Below are 14604 nucleotides of genomic sequence, written 5' to 3'. Positions count from 1 at the left end.
CGGGCCGAGCGCCTCGAAGGTGGCGGCCCGGTGTGCGAAGACCTCGCGCCGGTCCGCCATCTGTCGTAGGGCGCCCTTGCGCGCGCTGGGAGAGCCGGTCCTGACGGGCCTGGGCGGCCCTGAGCCGGGGAACGGCGGGCAACTCCTCATCCGCCCCACGGGCACGCTCCGCAGCCGCTCCACGGCCCGCACAAGGGCGCCGACGAGTCCGCGTGGCCGTGCGGCCGGGCGTCAACGCGCTGCCGGATGTGGACAATCCGGGGGAAAAGGCGGAAGGGCCGCTGCCCCCGAGCGGCTGCGGCCCTTCCGACGTCCGTGACGCGTGTGCGTGCTCGTCAGAGTACGCGCACCGCGCCCGACGCCGGGTATCCGGACAGGTCCTGGATGACGACACCCTTGGAGGGGTTGGCCGCGTCCAGGTACTGGCCGTCACCGATGTAGACGCCCACGTGGTAGGCGGAACCCTTGCCGCCCCAGTAGAGGATGTCGCCGACCTGGATCTGCGACAGCGGGATGTCGGTGCCCTGCATCGACTGGTCCTGAGAGACCCGCGGCAGCTCGACGCCGACCTGGTTGAACGCCGCCTGGACCAGGCTGGAACAGTCCCACGCGTTCGGTCCGGTGGCGCCCATGACGTAGGCGTCGCCCACCTGTGCCTTGAGGAAGGCGATGACGGTCGCGACGCTGCCGCTGGCGGGCGCCGAGGCGGTCGTGGTGGTCGAGAGGGTGGTCCGCTCCGAGGAACGCGAGACCGCGGCCTCCGCGGCGGCCTTGCGGGCCTCCTCGGCCTTCTTCTTGGCCTCGGCCTTCTTCTTCGCCTCAGCGAGGTCCTTCTTGGCCTCCTTCGCGGCAGCGGCGGCGGCCGCGTCGCGCTCGGCCTGGAGCTCGTAGTTCGCGGCCGCCTGCTGCGTGGCGTCCGCGGACTCGGCGACCTGGACAGCCAGGTCGGCCGTGAGGGTGGGCAGTTCGAGGGTCTGCGTCACCGGCTCGGCGGCGCTCGCCGAAGCCGACGCGCCCGCCGCTGCCATGCTGAGGACGCCACCGGCAACTCCGGCGCGCATCGCCATGGATGTCGTCGCGCTGCGGCGCGGCTTCCGGTGGCTACGTATGTGAGCGGTGTGGGACATGAGACCAAGCGGTATCAGGGGCTCCTCCATACCTTCAAGAAACGTGTGCTGCGCCACAGTTGTTCAATGGGCGCCCCGAATTCTTGTTCCGCCGCTCCTTATTGACGCCGTAACGGACATTGCGGACGCGACCCAACAAGGCCTTGATCACGTACTTTCGTGTTTACGCCCGAATTGCCCCGCGCCTACCACCGGTTGGGACAGGTGGCCAAGCCCGGTTCTCAGAGGCCTCTCATCAATGTGGCGGAGGTCACGCAACGGTTACAGCGGCGGCTGCGTCTCGCGCACACATCCCGCCCTCATCCGCTCGTGAATGTGTGCACGCGTCCACATCGCGCCTCGCGACTCCCCCTGATGTGTGAACGCGGCGCACTACCAAGCAGTCGGGTCCAGCACCAATTTGCATGCAAGGGAACTCTCTTGATATGGAGACGCCTGCTCCCAGCTGCGCCGACGAGCCAAAATGTCACCTCTGGTGATCGCTCGGACGCTTCACGTACGAAGATCACCGCTCATCCGGCTTCATGATCCTTCGTCAGGTGGTGGAGATCACAAAGCTTGTGCAATACCCCGTGTCGCAGATCACAGACCGGCGGGCATAAGATGCGGGTCAGTTGGGCTTGTGACCTGCTTCACATGTTCGCGATCTTCGCCGGGACGGGCGGGACTTGCGGGACGGGTGGGGCGGCAGCGAACTCAACGCCATCGCCAGCAGTCAGTGCCGACTGAGAGGAGCGAGGAGCGGTGAACGCGTATGCGCCCATCCTCGTACTGGGAGCCCTCGGGGCAGGCTTTGCGATCTTCTCCGTGGTCATGGCCACGCTGATCGGTCCGAAGCGGTACAACCGCGCCAGGCTCGACGCCTACGAGTGCGGGGTCGAGCCAACCCCCACGCCGGCCGGCGGCGGGCGCTTCCCCATCAAGTACTACCTGACGGCGATGCTCTTCATCGTCTTCGACATCGAGATCGTCTTCCTCTACCCCTGGGCCGTCACGTTCGACGCCCTGGGTGTTTTCGGGCTCGTGGAGATGCTGCTCTTCGTGCTCACCGTCTTCGTTGCGTACGCGTACGTGTGGCGGCGCGGCGGCCTGGAATGGGACTGAGGGGCCTCTAACTCATGGGACTCGAAGAAAAGCTGCCGAGCGGCTTCCTGCTGACCACCGTCGAGCAGGCCGCGGGCTGGGTGCGCAAGGCGTCCGTCTTCCCCGCCACCTTCGGCCTCGCCTGCTGTGCCATCGAGATGATGACCACCGGCGCCGGACGCTACGACCTGGCCCGCTTCGGCATGGAGGTCTTCCGCGGCTCACCCCGCCAGGCCGACCTCATGATCGTCGCCGGCCGGGTCAGCCAGAAGATGGCCCCGGTCGTCCGCCAGGTCTACGACCAGATGGCGAACCCGAAGTGGGTCATCTCCATGGGCGTCTGCGCGTCCTCGGGCGGCATGTTCAACAACTACGCGGTCGTCCAGGGCGTCGACCACATCCTCCCCGTCGACATCTACCTCCCGGGCTGCCCGCCACGGCCCGAGATGCTGCTGGACGCCATCCTCAAGCTCCACGAGAAGATCCAGGGCTCCAAGCTCGGCGTGAACGCCGAGGAGGCGGCCCGCGAGGCGGAGGAAGCGGCGCTCAAGGCCCTGCCCACCATCGAGATGAAGGGGCTGCTGCGGTGAGCGACGCGAACGGCGCCGGCGACGGCGCGAACCCCGAAAAGGACCTCAGCGCCTCCAACCTCCCCGGTCAGCGCGGCCAGGGCGGTGAGGAGATCCGCGTCCAGCGAGGCATGTTCGGCGCCACCAACGGCGGCGACACCTCCGGCTACGGCGGCCTGGTGCGCTCGGTCCGCCTGCCGGGCCCCGCGGCCCGCCCCTACGGCGGCTGGTTCGACGAGGTCGCCGACGAACTCGAGGGAGCACTGGAGGAGCAGGGACTCCTGCCCGACAACGCGATCGAGAAGACGGTCGTCGACCGCGACGAGCTCACCTTCCACATCGAGCGCGAGCACCTGCTGCGCGTCGCCCGCACCCTGCGCGACGACCCGGCCCTGCGCTTCGAGCTCTGTACCGGCGTCAGCGGGGTGCACTACCCGCACGACAAGGGCCGCGAGCTGCACGCCGTCTACCACCTGCGCTCGCTCACCCACAACCGGCTGATCCGCCTCGAGGTCAGCGCCCCGGACGCCGATCCGAAGATCCCGTCCCTGGTCTCCGTGTATCCGACCAACGACTGGCACGAGCGCGAGACCTACGACTTCTTCGGGATCGTCTTCGACGGTCACCCGGCCCTGACGCGGATCATGATGCCGGACGACTGGCAGGGCCACCCGCAGCGCAAGGACTACCCCCTCGGCGGCATCCCCGTCGAGTACAAGGGCGCCCAGATCCCGGCTCCGGACCAGCGGAGGTCGTACTCGTGAGCACGCAGTCAGCATCCGCCCGGGAGACCACCGAGGGCACCGTCTACACGGTCACCGGTGGCGACTGGGACGAGGTCGTCCAGTCCGCGGCCCGCGCCGACGACGAGCGCATCGTCGTCAACATGGGCCCGCAGCACCCGTCCACGCACGGAGTGCTCCGTCTGATCCTGGAGATCGACGGCGAGACGGTCACCGAGGCCCGCTGCGGCATCGGCTACCTCCACACCGGCATCGAGAAGAACCTCGAGTACCGCACGTGGACGCAGGGCACCACGTTCGTGACGCGCATGGACTACCTGACGTCCTTCTTCAACGAGGCCGCCTACTGTCTCGCCGTCGAGAAACTCCTCGGCATCGAGGACCAGATCACCGAGCGGGCCAAGATCATCAGGGTGCTCCTGATGGAGCTGAACCGGCTCTCCTCGCACCTGGTGTGCATCGCCACCGGCGGCATGGAACTCGGCGCCACCACGATCATGATCTACGGATTCCGTGATCGTGAAATGATTCTCGACATCTACGAGCTCATCACGGGCCTGCGGATGAACCACGCGTACATCCGCCCCGGCGGACTCGCCCAGGACCTGCCGCCCGGCGCGGTGGACCACATCCGCGAGTTCGTGAAGAAGATGCGGAAGAACCTCCCGGAGTACGACAAGCTCGCCACCGGGAACCCCATCTTCAAGGCCCGTATGCAGGACATCGGCTATCTCGACCTGGCCGGCTGCATGGCCCTCGGCATCACCGGCCCGATCCTGCGCTCCACCGGTCTGCCGTTCGACCTGCGCAAGGCACAGCCGTACTCCGGTTACGAGACCTACGACTTCGACGTCGCGACCGCCGACACCTGCGACTCCTACGGCCGCTTCCTGATCCGCCTCGAGGAGATGCGTCAGTCCCTCAGGATCATCGAGCAGTGCCTGGACCGGCTCCAGCCCGGCCCGGTCATGGTCGCCGACAAGAAGATCGCCTGGCCCGCCCAGCTCGCCCTGGGCCCCGACGGGCTCGGCAACTCCCTCGACCACATCAAGAAGATCATGGGCACCTCCATGGAGGCCCTGATCCACCACTTCAAGCTGGTCACCGAGGGCTTCCGGGTCCCGCCGGGACAGGCGTACGTGGCCGTCGAGTCGCCCAAGGGCGAACTCGGGGTGCACGCCGTGTCCGACGGCGGCACCCGCCCCTACCGGGTCCACTTCCGCGAGCCGTCCTTCACCAACCTTCAGTCCATGGCGGCGATGTGTGAGGGCGGCCAGGTCGCCGACGTCATCGTCGCCGTCGCGTCCATCGACCCCGTGATGGGAGGCGTCGACCGGTGACCACCTCTTCTTCCGAGCAGGGCGTCAGCCTGGGCATGCCCGAACTGCCCGCGCCCGCCTACCCGGACGACGTTCGAGCCCGGCTGGAGGCGGACGCGCGCGAGGTCATCGCCCGCTACCCCGACTCCCGGTCCGCGCTCCTTCCGCTGCTGCATCTCGTGCAGTCGGAGGAGGGCCATGTCACGCGCACCGGGATGCGGTTCTGCGCGGACGTGCTGGGCCTGACCACCGCCGAGGTCACCGCGGTCGCCACCTTCTACACCATGTACCGGCGCAGGCCGAGCGGTGACTACCAGGTGGGCGTCTGCACCAACACCCTGTGCGCGGTGATGGGCGGTGACGCGATCTTCGAGGAGCTCCAGGAGCACCTCGGCGTCGGCAACGGCGAGACCACCGAGGACGGCAAGGTCACGCTGGAGCACATCGAGTGCAACGCGGCCTGCGACTTCGCGCCCGTCGTGATGGTCAACTGGGAGTTCTTCGACAACCAGACCCCCTCCAGCGCCAAACACCTCGTCGACGACCTGCGCGCGGGCCGGACGGTCGAGCCCACGCGCGGGGCGCCGCTGTGCACCTTCAAGGAGACCGCGCGGATCCTCGCCGGCTTCCCCGACGAGCGGCCAGGGGCCGTCGAGGCAAGCGGCGGCGCGGGACCCGCGTCGCTGGTGGGCCTCCGCCTGGCCAGAGGAGAGGCCGCACCCGCGCGCGTGGTCCACCCGCGCGACGGCCGCCCGCACGACGAGCCGCACGACAGGGCCGTACACGACCCGTCACCGACACAGCACCTGAGCTCGCACGACGCGCCTCAGGACACGTCGGCCTCCGACCCGGCCCACCCGGCAGGGCCTACCGCCGAGGAGGGGGAGTGATGACCTTGGCACCCGAACTGAAAGACACCAGCCCCGAAAAGCTGCTCGCACCCGTGCTGTCGGCCTTCTGGGACGAGGACAAGTCCTGGTCTCTGGACGTCTACCGAAGGCACGAAGGATACGAGGGGCTCCGCAAGGCGCTCGCCATGTCACCGGACGACCTGATCGCGTACGTCAAGGACTCCGGTCTGCGCGGCCGCGGCGGCGCGGGATTCCCCACGGGAATGAAATGGCAGTTCATTCCCCAGGGTGATGGAAAGCCGCACTATCTGGTTGTCAACGCCGACGAATCGGAGCCGGGAACCTGCAAGGACATCCCGCTCCTGTTCGCGAACCCGCACAGCCTCATCGAGGGCATTGTCATCGCGTGTTATGCCATCAGGTCGTCGCATGCCTTCATCTATCTGCGGGGTGAAGTCGTCCCCGTCCTGCGGCGGTTGCACGAGGCCGTGCGCGAGGCCTACGAGGCGGGCTTCCTCGGCGAGAACATCCTCGGCAGCGGGCTCGACCTGGAACTCACCGTGCACGCGGGCGCGGGCGCGTACATCTGCGGTGAGGAGACCGCGCTGCTCGACTCGCTCGAAGGCCGCCGGGGTCAACCGCGGCTCCGTCCCCCTTTCCCTGCCGTCGCGGGCCTCTACGCATGCCCGACTGTGGTGAACAACGTCGAGTCGATCGCGTCGGTTCCCGCGATCCTGCAAAAGGGCAAAGACTGGTTCAGGTCGATGGGCAGCGAGAAGTCCCCCGGCTTCACGCTCTATTCGCTCAGCGGCCACGTCACCAGCCCCGGCCAGTACGAGGCCCCGCTCGGCATCACACTCCGCCAGCTCCTGGAGATGAGCGGCGGAATGCGTCCCGGACACCGGCTGAAGTTCTGGACGCCGGGCGGTTCCTCCACGCCGATGTTCACCGACGAGCACCTCGACGTCCCCCTCGACTACGAGGGAGTCGGTGCCGCCGGTTCCATGCTCGGCACCAAAGCCCTCCAGTGCTTCGACGAGACGACCTGCGTCGTCCGCGCCGTCACCCGCTGGACCGAGTTCTACGCCCACGAGTCCTGCGGCAAGTGCACACCCTGCCGCGAAGGCACCTACTGGCTCGTGCAGTTGCTGCGCGACATCGAGGCCGGCAAGGGCGTCATGTCCGACCTCGACAAGCTCAACGACATCGCCGACAACATCAACGGCAAGTCGTTCTGCGCCCTCGGCGACGGTGCCGCCTCGCCGATCTTCTCCTCGCTCAAGTACTTCCGCGAGGAGTACGAGCAGCACATCACGGGCCGCGGCTGCCCCTTCGACCCGGCCAAGTCGACGGTCTGGGCCGACTCCCGCACGGAGGTGAACGCATGACGGTGACCACGAGCGCTCCCTCCGGTGGGGGAGAGGCGGCGGTCCCGCCGGAAGATCTCGTCTCGCTGACCATCGACGGCGTGGAGATCAGCGTGCCCAAGGGCACCCTGGTCATCCGCGCCGCCGAACAACTCGGCATCGAGATCCCCCGCTTCTGCGACCACCCCCTCCTCGACCCGGCCGGCGCCTGTCGCCAGTGCATCGTCGACGTCGAGGGCCAGCGCAAGCCGATGGCGTCCTGCACCATCACCTGCACCGACGGAATGGTGGTGAAGACCCACCTCACCTCGCCGGCCGCGGAGAAGGCCCAGCACGGTGTGATGGAGCTCCTCCTCATCAACCACCCGCTGGACTGCCCGGTCTGCGACAAGGGCGGCGAGTGCCCCCTGCAGAACCAGGCCATGTCGCACGGCCAGGCCGAGTCCCGCTTCGAGGGCAAGAAGCGGACCTACGAGAAGCCCGTACCGATCTCCACCCAGGTACTCCTCGACCGCGAGCGGTGCGTGCTGTGCGCCCGCTGCACCCGCTTCTCCAACCAGATCGCGGGCGACCCGATGATCGAACTGGTCGAGCGGGGCGCACTGCAGCAGGTCGGCACCGGTGAGGGCGACCCCTTCGAGTCGTACTTCTCCGGCAACACCATCCAGATCTGCCCCGTCGGCGCGCTCACCTCGGCGGCGTACCGCTTCCGCTCACGCCCCTTCGACCTGGTCTCCACCTCGAGCGTCTGCGAGCACTGCTCCGGCGGCTGCGCCACGCGCACCGACCACCGGCGCGGCAAGGTCATGCGCAAGCTCGCGGCCAACGACCCCGAGGTCAACGAGGAGTGGATCTGCGACAAGGGGCGGTTCGGCTTCCGCTACGCGCAGCAGCGCGACCGCCTGGAGACACCCCTGGTGCGCAACGCCGAAGGTGTTCTCGAGCCCGCCTCCTGGCCCGAGGCCCTGGAGGCGGCCGCCCAGGGACTCGCCGCGGCCCGCTCCCGGACCGGAGTCCTCACCGGCGGCCGGCTCACCGTCGAGGACGCCTACGCGTACAGCAAGTTCGCGCGCGTGGCGCTCGACACCAACGACATCGACTTCCGCGCACGCGTGCACAGCGGTGAGGAGACCGACTTCCTCGCCGCGCGGATCGCCGGACGCGGCCGCGACCTCGACGGCACGGGCGTCACCTACACCGCACTGGAGAAGGCGCCCGCCGTCCTGCTGGTCGGGTTCGAGGCCGAGGAGGAGGCGCCCGGCGTCTTCCTGCGGCTGCGCAAGGCCTGGCGCAAGCACGGGCAGAAGGTGTTCGCACTGGCCACGCACGCGACGCGCGGTCTGGAGAAGGCCGGCGGCACGCTGCTCCCCGCCGCTCCCGGCACCGAGACCGAGTGGCTGGACGCCCTCGCGGGCGGGGTCGGCCTGGACGGCGACGGGGCCCGGGCCGCCGAGGCGCTGCGCTCCGAGGGCGCGGTACTCGTCGTCGGTGAGCGGCTGGCCGCCGTGGCAGGCGGACTGACCGCCGCCGTACGGGCCGCGTCCGCGACCGGCGCGCAGCTGGTGTGGATCCCGCGCAGGGCGGGAGAGCGCGGGGCCGTCGAGGCGGGCGCACTGCCGTCGCTGCTGCCGGGCGGACGTCCGGCGACCGACCCACGCGCGCGTGAGGAGGTCGCCACGGCCTGGGGCGTCGCCGAACTCCCGCACCGCTACGGCCGCGACACCAGCCAGATCGTCGAGGCCGCCGCCACCGGAGAACTCCGGGCGCTGGTCGTCGCGGGCGTCGAGGTCGCCGACCTCCCGGACCCGGTACGCGCACGTGAAGCACTTCACGAGGTCGGCTTCCTGGTCTCGCTGGAGCTGCGGCCCAGTGAGGTCACCGAGCACGCGGACGTGGTCCTGCCGGTCGCCGCGGTCGTCGAGAAGGCCGGCACCTTCCTCAACTGGGAAGGCCGGGTGCGCTTCTTCGAGGCCGCGCTCAAGCCCGAGCAGATGACCCGCCGCCTCGCGCCCACCGACGCGCGCGTGCTGCAGATGCTGGCCGACGCCATGGACGTCCACCTGGGTCTGCCGGACCTCAGGACCGTGCGCGCCGAGATCGACCGGCTCGGCGCCTGGGACGGACCCCGGGCCACCGAACCGCTGGAGACCGCGGCCCAGTTGCCGCGGCCCGCCGCCGGGGAGGCCGTACTGGCCGGGCACCGGCTGCTGCTCGACCAGGGCCGCCTCCAGGACGGCGACGAGGCGCTCGCCGGGACGCGGCACGCTGCCCGCGCGCGCGTGTCGGCCGCGACCGCCGCCGAGGCCGGAGTGAAGGACGGCGACGTCCTCGCCGTGACCGGCCCCGCCGGTGTGGTCGAACTCCCGCTGCAGATCACCGTGATGCCCGACCGCGTGGTCTGGCTCCCCCTGAACTCCGCGGGCGGGGGAGTCGCCTCCGACGCCGGTGCGGTGCCCGGCTCACTCGTCCGCATCGGCCCGGCGACGCTCGCCGCCGAAGCCCCCAAGGAGGTGGAGGCATGAGCCCGTACCTCGCCGCTGAAGACCTCTCGCTGTTCGGCACCGACCCCTGGTGGCTGGTCGTCCTCAAGGCGGTCTTCTGCTTCGCCTTCGTGGTGCTGTCCGTGCTGCTCGCCATCGTCTGGGAACGCAAGGTCGTCGCCTGGATGCAGCTGCGCATCGGCCCCAACCGGAACGGCCCCTGGGGCATGCTCCAGTCGCTCGCCGACGGCGTCAAACTGATGCTCAAGGAAGACCTCGTCGTCAAGCGCGCCGACAAGGTCGTCTACATCCTCGCGCCGATCATCATGACCGTGCCGGCCTTCATGGCGATCGCGGTGATCCCCTTCGGCCCGGCCGGCAACGAGATCTCGATCTTCGGCCACCGCACCACCATGCAGCTCACCGACCTGCCGATCGCGATGCTCTACATCCTCGCGACCGCCTCCGTGGGCATCTACGGCCTCGTCCTCGCCGGCTGGAGCTCCGGATCGACGTATCCGCTGCTCGGCGGCCTGCGCTCCTGCGCGCAGATGATCTCGTACGAGATCGCCATGGGCGCGGCGTTCGCCTCCGTGTTCCTCTACTCGGGCTCGATGTCGACGTCCACGATCGTCGAGCAGCAGCAGGACCGCTGGTACGTCCTGTTGCTGCCGGTCTCCTTCGTCCTCTACATCGTCACGATGATCGGCGAGACCAACCGCGCCCCCTTCGACATGCCGGAGTCCGAGGGCGACCTCGTCGGCGGCTTCAACACCGAGTACACGTCCATCAAGTTCGCGCTGTTCATGCTCGCCGAGTACGCGAACATGATCACTGTCTCGGCCGTGGCGACCACGCTGTTCCTCGGCGGCTGGCGGGCCCCCTGGCCGGTCAGCACCTTCTGGGAGGGCGCGAATCACGGCTGGTGGCCGATGCTCTGGTTCGTCCTCAAGGTCCAGGCGTTCCTGTTCATGTTCATCTGGGTGCGCGCCTCGCTCCCACGGGTCCGTTACGACCAGCTGATGAAGCTCGGCTGGAAGGTCCTCATCCCGGTCTCCGTGGTGTGGCTGATGCTCGTCGCGACCGTGCGGACCCTGCGCAACGAGAACTACGACTTCGCCGACATCGCCCTCTACGTCGGCGGCGGCGTCCTGCTGCTCCTGCTGCTGTCCTTCGTCGCGGACATGTTCCGAGGCAAGCCGAAGGAGGAGCCCGCCCCGCCCGTCGGCTTCGACCCGATGGCCGGCGGATTCCCCGTACCGCCGCTGCCCGGACAGGAGTTGCCACCCGTGCCCAGGCGCCGTTCGCGCCGGGAGCGGGAGCTGATTGTCAGTGGCGGGCCCGATACTCAGAGTGACGGATCTCTGGATGGAAAGGAGGCGTCCGATGGCTGAGGAGTCCAAGGAGGCCGGGCAGTCGTCGCCCGGTTTCCAGAACCCCGTGGCCGGCTTCGGCGTGACCTTCAAGGCCATGTTCAAGAAGCGGCTGACCGAGCAGTACCCCGAGCAGCAGAAGACCACCGCTCCCCGTTTCCACGGACGGCACCAGCTCAACCGCCATCCGGACGGCCTGGAGAAGTGCGTCGGCTGCGAGCTGTGCGCCTGGGCCTGCCCCGCCGACGCGATCTACGTCGAGGGCGCGGACAACACCGAAGAGGAGCGCTACTCGCCGGGCGAGCGGTACGGGCGCGTCTACCAGATCAACTACGCCCGCTGCATCCTGTGCGGTCTGTGCATCGAGGCATGTCCCACGCGCGCGCTGACGATGACCAACGAGTTCGAGCTCGCCGACACCAGCCGCGCCAACCTCATCTACACCAAGGAGCAGCTGCTCGCCGGGCTCGAGGAGGGCATGGTCGACTCACCCCACTCGATCTTCCCGGGGACGGACGAGCAGGACTACTACCGGGGCCTGGTGACCGAGGCCGCGCCCGGCACCGTCCAGCAGGTCGCCGTCTCCAAGGGAGAGAGCCCGGAAGAAGAGGAGGTCGGCACATGAGCATGCAGCTCGCCGCCTACTCCACCTCCACCGGCGAGGCCTTCCAGTTCTGGGTGCTCGGCACCGTCGCCGTGATCGGCGCCCTGTGCACCGTCCTCATGAAGAAGGCCGTGCACAGCGCGCTCTGTCTCGCCGGCACCATGATCATCCTGGCGGTGTTCTACCTCGCCAACGGCGCCTACTTCCTGGGCGTCGTACAGATCATCGTCTACACCGGCGCGATCATGATGCTGTTCCTCTTCGTGGTCATGCTCGTCGGCGTCACGGCCGCGGACTCCCTGAAGGAGACCATCAAGGGCCAGCGCTGGCTGGCCCTTCTCTGCGGCCTCGGCTTCGGCATCCTGCTGGTCGCCGGCATCGGCAACGCCTCCCTGACCGAGTTCAACGGGATGGCGCAGGCCAACGCCAACGGCAATGTGGAGGGCCTGGCCACCCTCATCTTCACCAAGTACGTGTTCGCCTTCGAGATCACCGGCGCCCTGCTGATCACGGCCACCGTCGGCGCCATGCTGCTCACCCACCGCGAGCGCACCGAGCGCGCCAAGACCCAGCGGGAACTGGCCGAGCAGCGCGTCCGCGAGGGCAAGCACCTTCCGCCGCTGCCCGCGCCCGGTGTGTACGCCCGGCACAACGCCGTGGACATCGCGGGCCTGCTGCCCGACGGCACCCCCTCCGAGCTCACCGTCAACAAGACGCTGCGCGAGCGCGGCCAGATCCGTGACGTCTCGACCGAGGCGCTCAACGATCTGCGCGCACTGGAACAGCGCGCCGAGGAGCGCCTGGAGCGGACCGACACGGCACCGGCGAACCTCAAGCGGGCCGAGGAGGCGTCGAAGTGAACCCCGTCAACTATCTCTACCTCGCGGCGCTGTTGTTCACGATCGGCGCCACCGGCGTACTGATCAGGCGCAACGCGATCGTCGTGTTCATGTGCATCGAGCTCATGCTCAACGCCTGCAACCTGGCGTTCGTCGCCTTCTCCCGGATGCACGGCAACCTCGACGGCCAGATCATCGCCTTCTTCACGATGGTCGTCGCCGCCGCGGAGGTCGTGGTCGGGCTCGCGATCATCGTGTCCCTGTTCCGCTCCCGCCACTCGGCCTCGGTCGACGACGCCAGCCTGATGAAGCTCTGAGGGGTCGCTGAATCGTGGAGAACCTGATTGCGCTGCTGGTGGCGGCGCCCCTGCTCGGAGCGGCCGTACTGCTGTGCGGCGGCCGGCGGCTCGATGCCGTCGGCCACTGGATCGGCACCGCCCTCGCGGCCGCCTCCTTCGTGATCGGCGCCGTACTCTTCGCCGACCTCCTCGGCAAGAACGCCGAACACCGGACCCTGACGAGCCACCTGTTCAGCTGGGTCCCGGTCGAGGGCTTCCAGGCGGACATCGCCTTCCGCCTCGACCAGCTGTCGATGACGTTCGTGCTGCTGATCACGGGTGTCGGCTCGCTGATCCACCTGTACTCCATCGGGTACATGGAGCACGACGAGCGTCGCCGCCGCTTCTTCGGCTATCTGAACCTGTTCCTCGCGGCGATGCTGCTGCTCGTCCTCGCCGACAACTACCTTCTGCTGTACGTCGGCTGGGAGGGCGTCGGTCTCGCCTCCTACCTGCTGATCGGTTTCTGGCAGCACAAGCCCAGCGCGGCCACCGCCGCGAAGAAGGCCTTCCTGGTCAACCGCGTCGGCGACATGGGCCTGTCGATCGCGATCATGCTGATGTTCACGACGTTCGGCACCTTCGCCTTCGGCCCGGTCCTCGGCAGCCACGAGAAGCCCGGACTCGTCGAAGGCGCCTCCGAGGCCACGCTCACCGGCATCGCCCTGATGCTGCTGCTCGCCGCCTGCGGCAAGTCCGCCCAGGTGCCGCTGCAGTCCTGGCTCGGGGACGCGATGGAGGGCCCGACCCCGGTCTCGGCCCTCATCCACGCGGCGACCATGGTGACCGCGGGCGTCTACCTGATCGTCCGCTCCGCCAACATCTTCAACCTCGCTCCGGACGCCCAGCTCGTCGTCACCGTCGTCGGTGCCGTCACGCTCCTGTTCGGTGCGATCGTCGGTTGCGCGAAGGACGACATCAAGAAGGCGCTGGCCGGCTCGACCATGTCGCAGATCGGCTACATGATCCTCGCCGCGGGCCTCGGCCCCATCGGCTACGTCTTCGCGATCATGCACCTGGTGACGCACGGCTTCTTCAAGGCCGGGCTGTTCCTCGGCGCCGGATCGGTCATGCACGGCATGAACGACGAGGTCGACATGAGGAAGTACGGCGGCCTGCGGAAGTACATGCCGGTCACCTTCGTCACCTTCGGCCTCGGCTACCTCGCGATCATCGGCTTCCCGGGTCTGTCCGGCTTCTTCTCCAAGGACAAGATCATCGAGGCGGCCTTCGCCAAGGGCGGCACCGAGGGCTGGATCCTCGGCGGCGCTGCCCTGCTGGGCGCGGCCATCACGGCGTACTACATGACGCGCGTGATGCTCATGACGTTCTTCGGCGAGAAGCGCTGGCAGCCGGACGCCGAAGGCCACGAGCCGCACCCGCACGAGTCGCCCAAGTCCATGACGATCCCCATGATCGTGCTGGCCTTCGGATCGGTCTTCGCCGGCGGCTTCTTCAGCATCGGCGACCGCTTCCTGCACTGGCTCGAGCCCATCACCGGGCACGACCACGGCGACTCGCCGATCAGCGCGGCCACGGTCACCGGCGCCACGGTCGCCGTGATGGTCATCGGCGTCACCTTCGCCTACCTCCAGTACGGCCGGCGCCCGGTCCCGGTCGTCGCCCCGCGCGGATCCCTGCTCACCCGGGCCGCCCGACGCGACCTGCTCCAGGACGACTTCAACCACGTCGTCCTGGTCCGCGGCGGCGAGCACCTCACCCGGTCCCTGGTGTACGTCGACCACACCCTGGTCGACGGCGTGGTCAACGGTACGGCGGCCTCCATGGGCGGCCTCTCCGGACGGCTCCGCAAACTGCAGAACGGCTACGCGCGGTCGTACGCGGTCTCGATGTTCGGCGGTGCGGCAGTGCTGATCGCCGCGACCCTGCTGATGAGGGCGGTCTGATACC

13 protein-coding genes are annotated in these 14604 nt (G+C 68.6%); 12 read left to right on the top strand and 1 reads right to left on the bottom strand.

What is annotated here, in order from left to right:
- Window positions 1-335: 335 nt before the first annotated feature.
- Window positions 336-1157, bottom strand: a complete 822-nt coding sequence (locus ACIOHP_RS03470) for a C40 family peptidase (RefSeq protein WP_307027252.1) — start codon at window positions 1155-1157, stop codon at window positions 336-338.
- A 714-nt stretch (window positions 1158-1871) separates the two neighbouring features.
- Here ACIOHP_RS03470 and ACIOHP_RS03465 point away from each other — a divergent pair.
- Genes ACIOHP_RS03465 through nuoL form a run of 12 tightly spaced genes read left to right on the top strand, consistent with a single transcriptional unit; the run spans window position 1872 to window position 14600 of the window.
- Complete coding sequence (locus ACIOHP_RS03465; protein ID WP_046261007.1) at window positions 1872-2231, top strand: NADH-quinone oxidoreductase subunit A; 360 nt, start codon at window positions 1872-1874, stop codon at window positions 2229-2231.
- A gap of 14 nt (window positions 2232-2245) precedes the next feature.
- Window positions 2246-2800 carry an NADH-quinone oxidoreductase subunit B family protein gene (locus ACIOHP_RS03460; protein ID WP_266823447.1) on the top strand — a complete coding sequence of 185 codons (555 nt, stop codon included), beginning with the start codon at window positions 2246-2248 and terminating at the stop codon, window positions 2798-2800.
- Entirely contained in the window at window positions 2797-3543 is a 747-nt protein-coding gene (locus ACIOHP_RS03455; protein WP_361546846.1) for an NADH-quinone oxidoreductase subunit C, read from the top strand. Before ACIOHP_RS03460 ends, ACIOHP_RS03455 begins: the two co-directional genes overlap by 4 nt.
- Window positions 3540-4862, top strand: coding sequence for an NADH-quinone oxidoreductase subunit D (locus tag ACIOHP_RS03450; protein WP_361546843.1), 1323 nt, complete (start codon window positions 3540-3542; stop codon window positions 4860-4862). Before ACIOHP_RS03455 ends, ACIOHP_RS03450 begins: the two co-directional genes overlap by 4 nt.
- Window positions 4859-5731, top strand: coding sequence for an NADH-quinone oxidoreductase subunit NuoE (gene nuoE / locus ACIOHP_RS03445; protein ID WP_361546840.1), 873 nt, complete (start codon window positions 4859-4861; stop codon window positions 5729-5731). Before ACIOHP_RS03450 ends, nuoE begins: the two co-directional genes overlap by 4 nt.
- Window positions 5731-7080 carry an NADH-quinone oxidoreductase subunit NuoF gene (gene nuoF, locus ACIOHP_RS03440; protein ID WP_361494030.1) on the top strand — a complete coding sequence of 450 codons (1350 nt, stop codon included), beginning with the start codon at window positions 5731-5733 and terminating at the stop codon, window positions 7078-7080. Before nuoE ends, nuoF begins: the two co-directional genes overlap by 1 nt.
- On the top strand, window positions 7077-9581 hold the full coding sequence (locus ACIOHP_RS03435; RefSeq protein WP_401882903.1) for an NADH-quinone oxidoreductase subunit G: 2505 nt from the start codon (window positions 7077-7079) through the stop codon (window positions 9579-9581). The genes nuoF and ACIOHP_RS03435 overlap by 4 nt, the downstream gene beginning before the upstream one ends.
- Window positions 9578-10933, top strand: coding sequence for an NADH-quinone oxidoreductase subunit NuoH (nuoH, locus tag ACIOHP_RS03430; RefSeq protein ID WP_361494035.1), 1356 nt, complete (start codon window positions 9578-9580; stop codon window positions 10931-10933). Before ACIOHP_RS03435 ends, nuoH begins: the two co-directional genes overlap by 4 nt.
- The gene (gene nuoI / locus ACIOHP_RS03425) at window positions 10926-11537 is read left to right on the top strand and encodes an NADH-quinone oxidoreductase subunit NuoI (RefSeq protein WP_361546833.1); all 612 of its coding nucleotides are present in this window, start codon (window positions 10926-10928) and stop codon (window positions 11535-11537) included. The genes nuoH and nuoI overlap by 8 nt, the downstream gene beginning before the upstream one ends.
- The gene (locus ACIOHP_RS03420) at window positions 11534-12376 is read left to right on the top strand and encodes an NADH-quinone oxidoreductase subunit J (protein WP_361546830.1); all 843 of its coding nucleotides are present in this window, start codon (window positions 11534-11536) and stop codon (window positions 12374-12376) included. Before nuoI ends, ACIOHP_RS03420 begins: the two co-directional genes overlap by 4 nt.
- Entirely contained in the window at window positions 12373-12672 is a 300-nt protein-coding gene (gene nuoK, locus ACIOHP_RS03415; RefSeq protein ID WP_003974374.1) for an NADH-quinone oxidoreductase subunit NuoK, read from the top strand. Before ACIOHP_RS03420 ends, nuoK begins: the two co-directional genes overlap by 4 nt.
- A gap of 14 nt (window positions 12673-12686) precedes the next feature.
- Entirely contained in the window at window positions 12687-14600 is a 1914-nt protein-coding gene (gene nuoL / locus ACIOHP_RS03410; protein ID WP_401882897.1) for an NADH-quinone oxidoreductase subunit L, read from the top strand.
- Window positions 14601-14604: the final 4 nt, after the last annotated feature.

Source organism: Streptomyces sp. NPDC087859, assembly GCF_044742595.1.
Taxonomy (GTDB): domain Bacteria; phylum Actinomycetota; class Actinomycetes; order Streptomycetales; family Streptomycetaceae; genus Streptomyces; species Streptomyces canus_F.
Note: the sequence above shows the minus strand (reverse complement) of the source record. Positions and strands in the feature narration are given on the sequence as shown.

Excerpts from the sequence above, each read along its gene's own strand:
- ACIOHP_RS03435 (WP_401882903.1), top strand. The coding sequence starts at position 7,077 with ATGACGGTGACCACGAGCGCTCCCTCCGGTGGGGGAGAGGCGGCGGTC.
- nuoH (WP_361494035.1), top strand. The coding sequence starts at position 9,578 with ATGAGCCCGTACCTCGCCGCTGAAGACCTCTCGCTGTTCGGCACCGAC.
- ACIOHP_RS03460 (WP_266823447.1), top strand. The coding sequence starts at position 2,246 with ATGGGACTCGAAGAAAAGCTGCCGAGCGGCTTCCTGCTGACCACCGTC.
- nuoI (WP_361546833.1), top strand. The coding sequence starts at position 10,926 with ATGGCTGAGGAGTCCAAGGAGGCCGGGCAGTCGTCGCCCGGTTTCCAG.
- nuoF (WP_361494030.1), top strand. The coding sequence starts at position 5,731 with ATGACCTTGGCACCCGAACTGAAAGACACCAGCCCCGAAAAGCTGCTC.
- ACIOHP_RS03470 (WP_307027252.1), bottom strand. The coding sequence starts at position 1,157 with ATGGAGGAGCCCCTGATACCGCTTGGTCTCATGTCCCACACCGCTCAC.
- ACIOHP_RS03420 (WP_361546830.1), top strand. The coding sequence starts at position 11,534 with ATGAGCATGCAGCTCGCCGCCTACTCCACCTCCACCGGCGAGGCCTTC.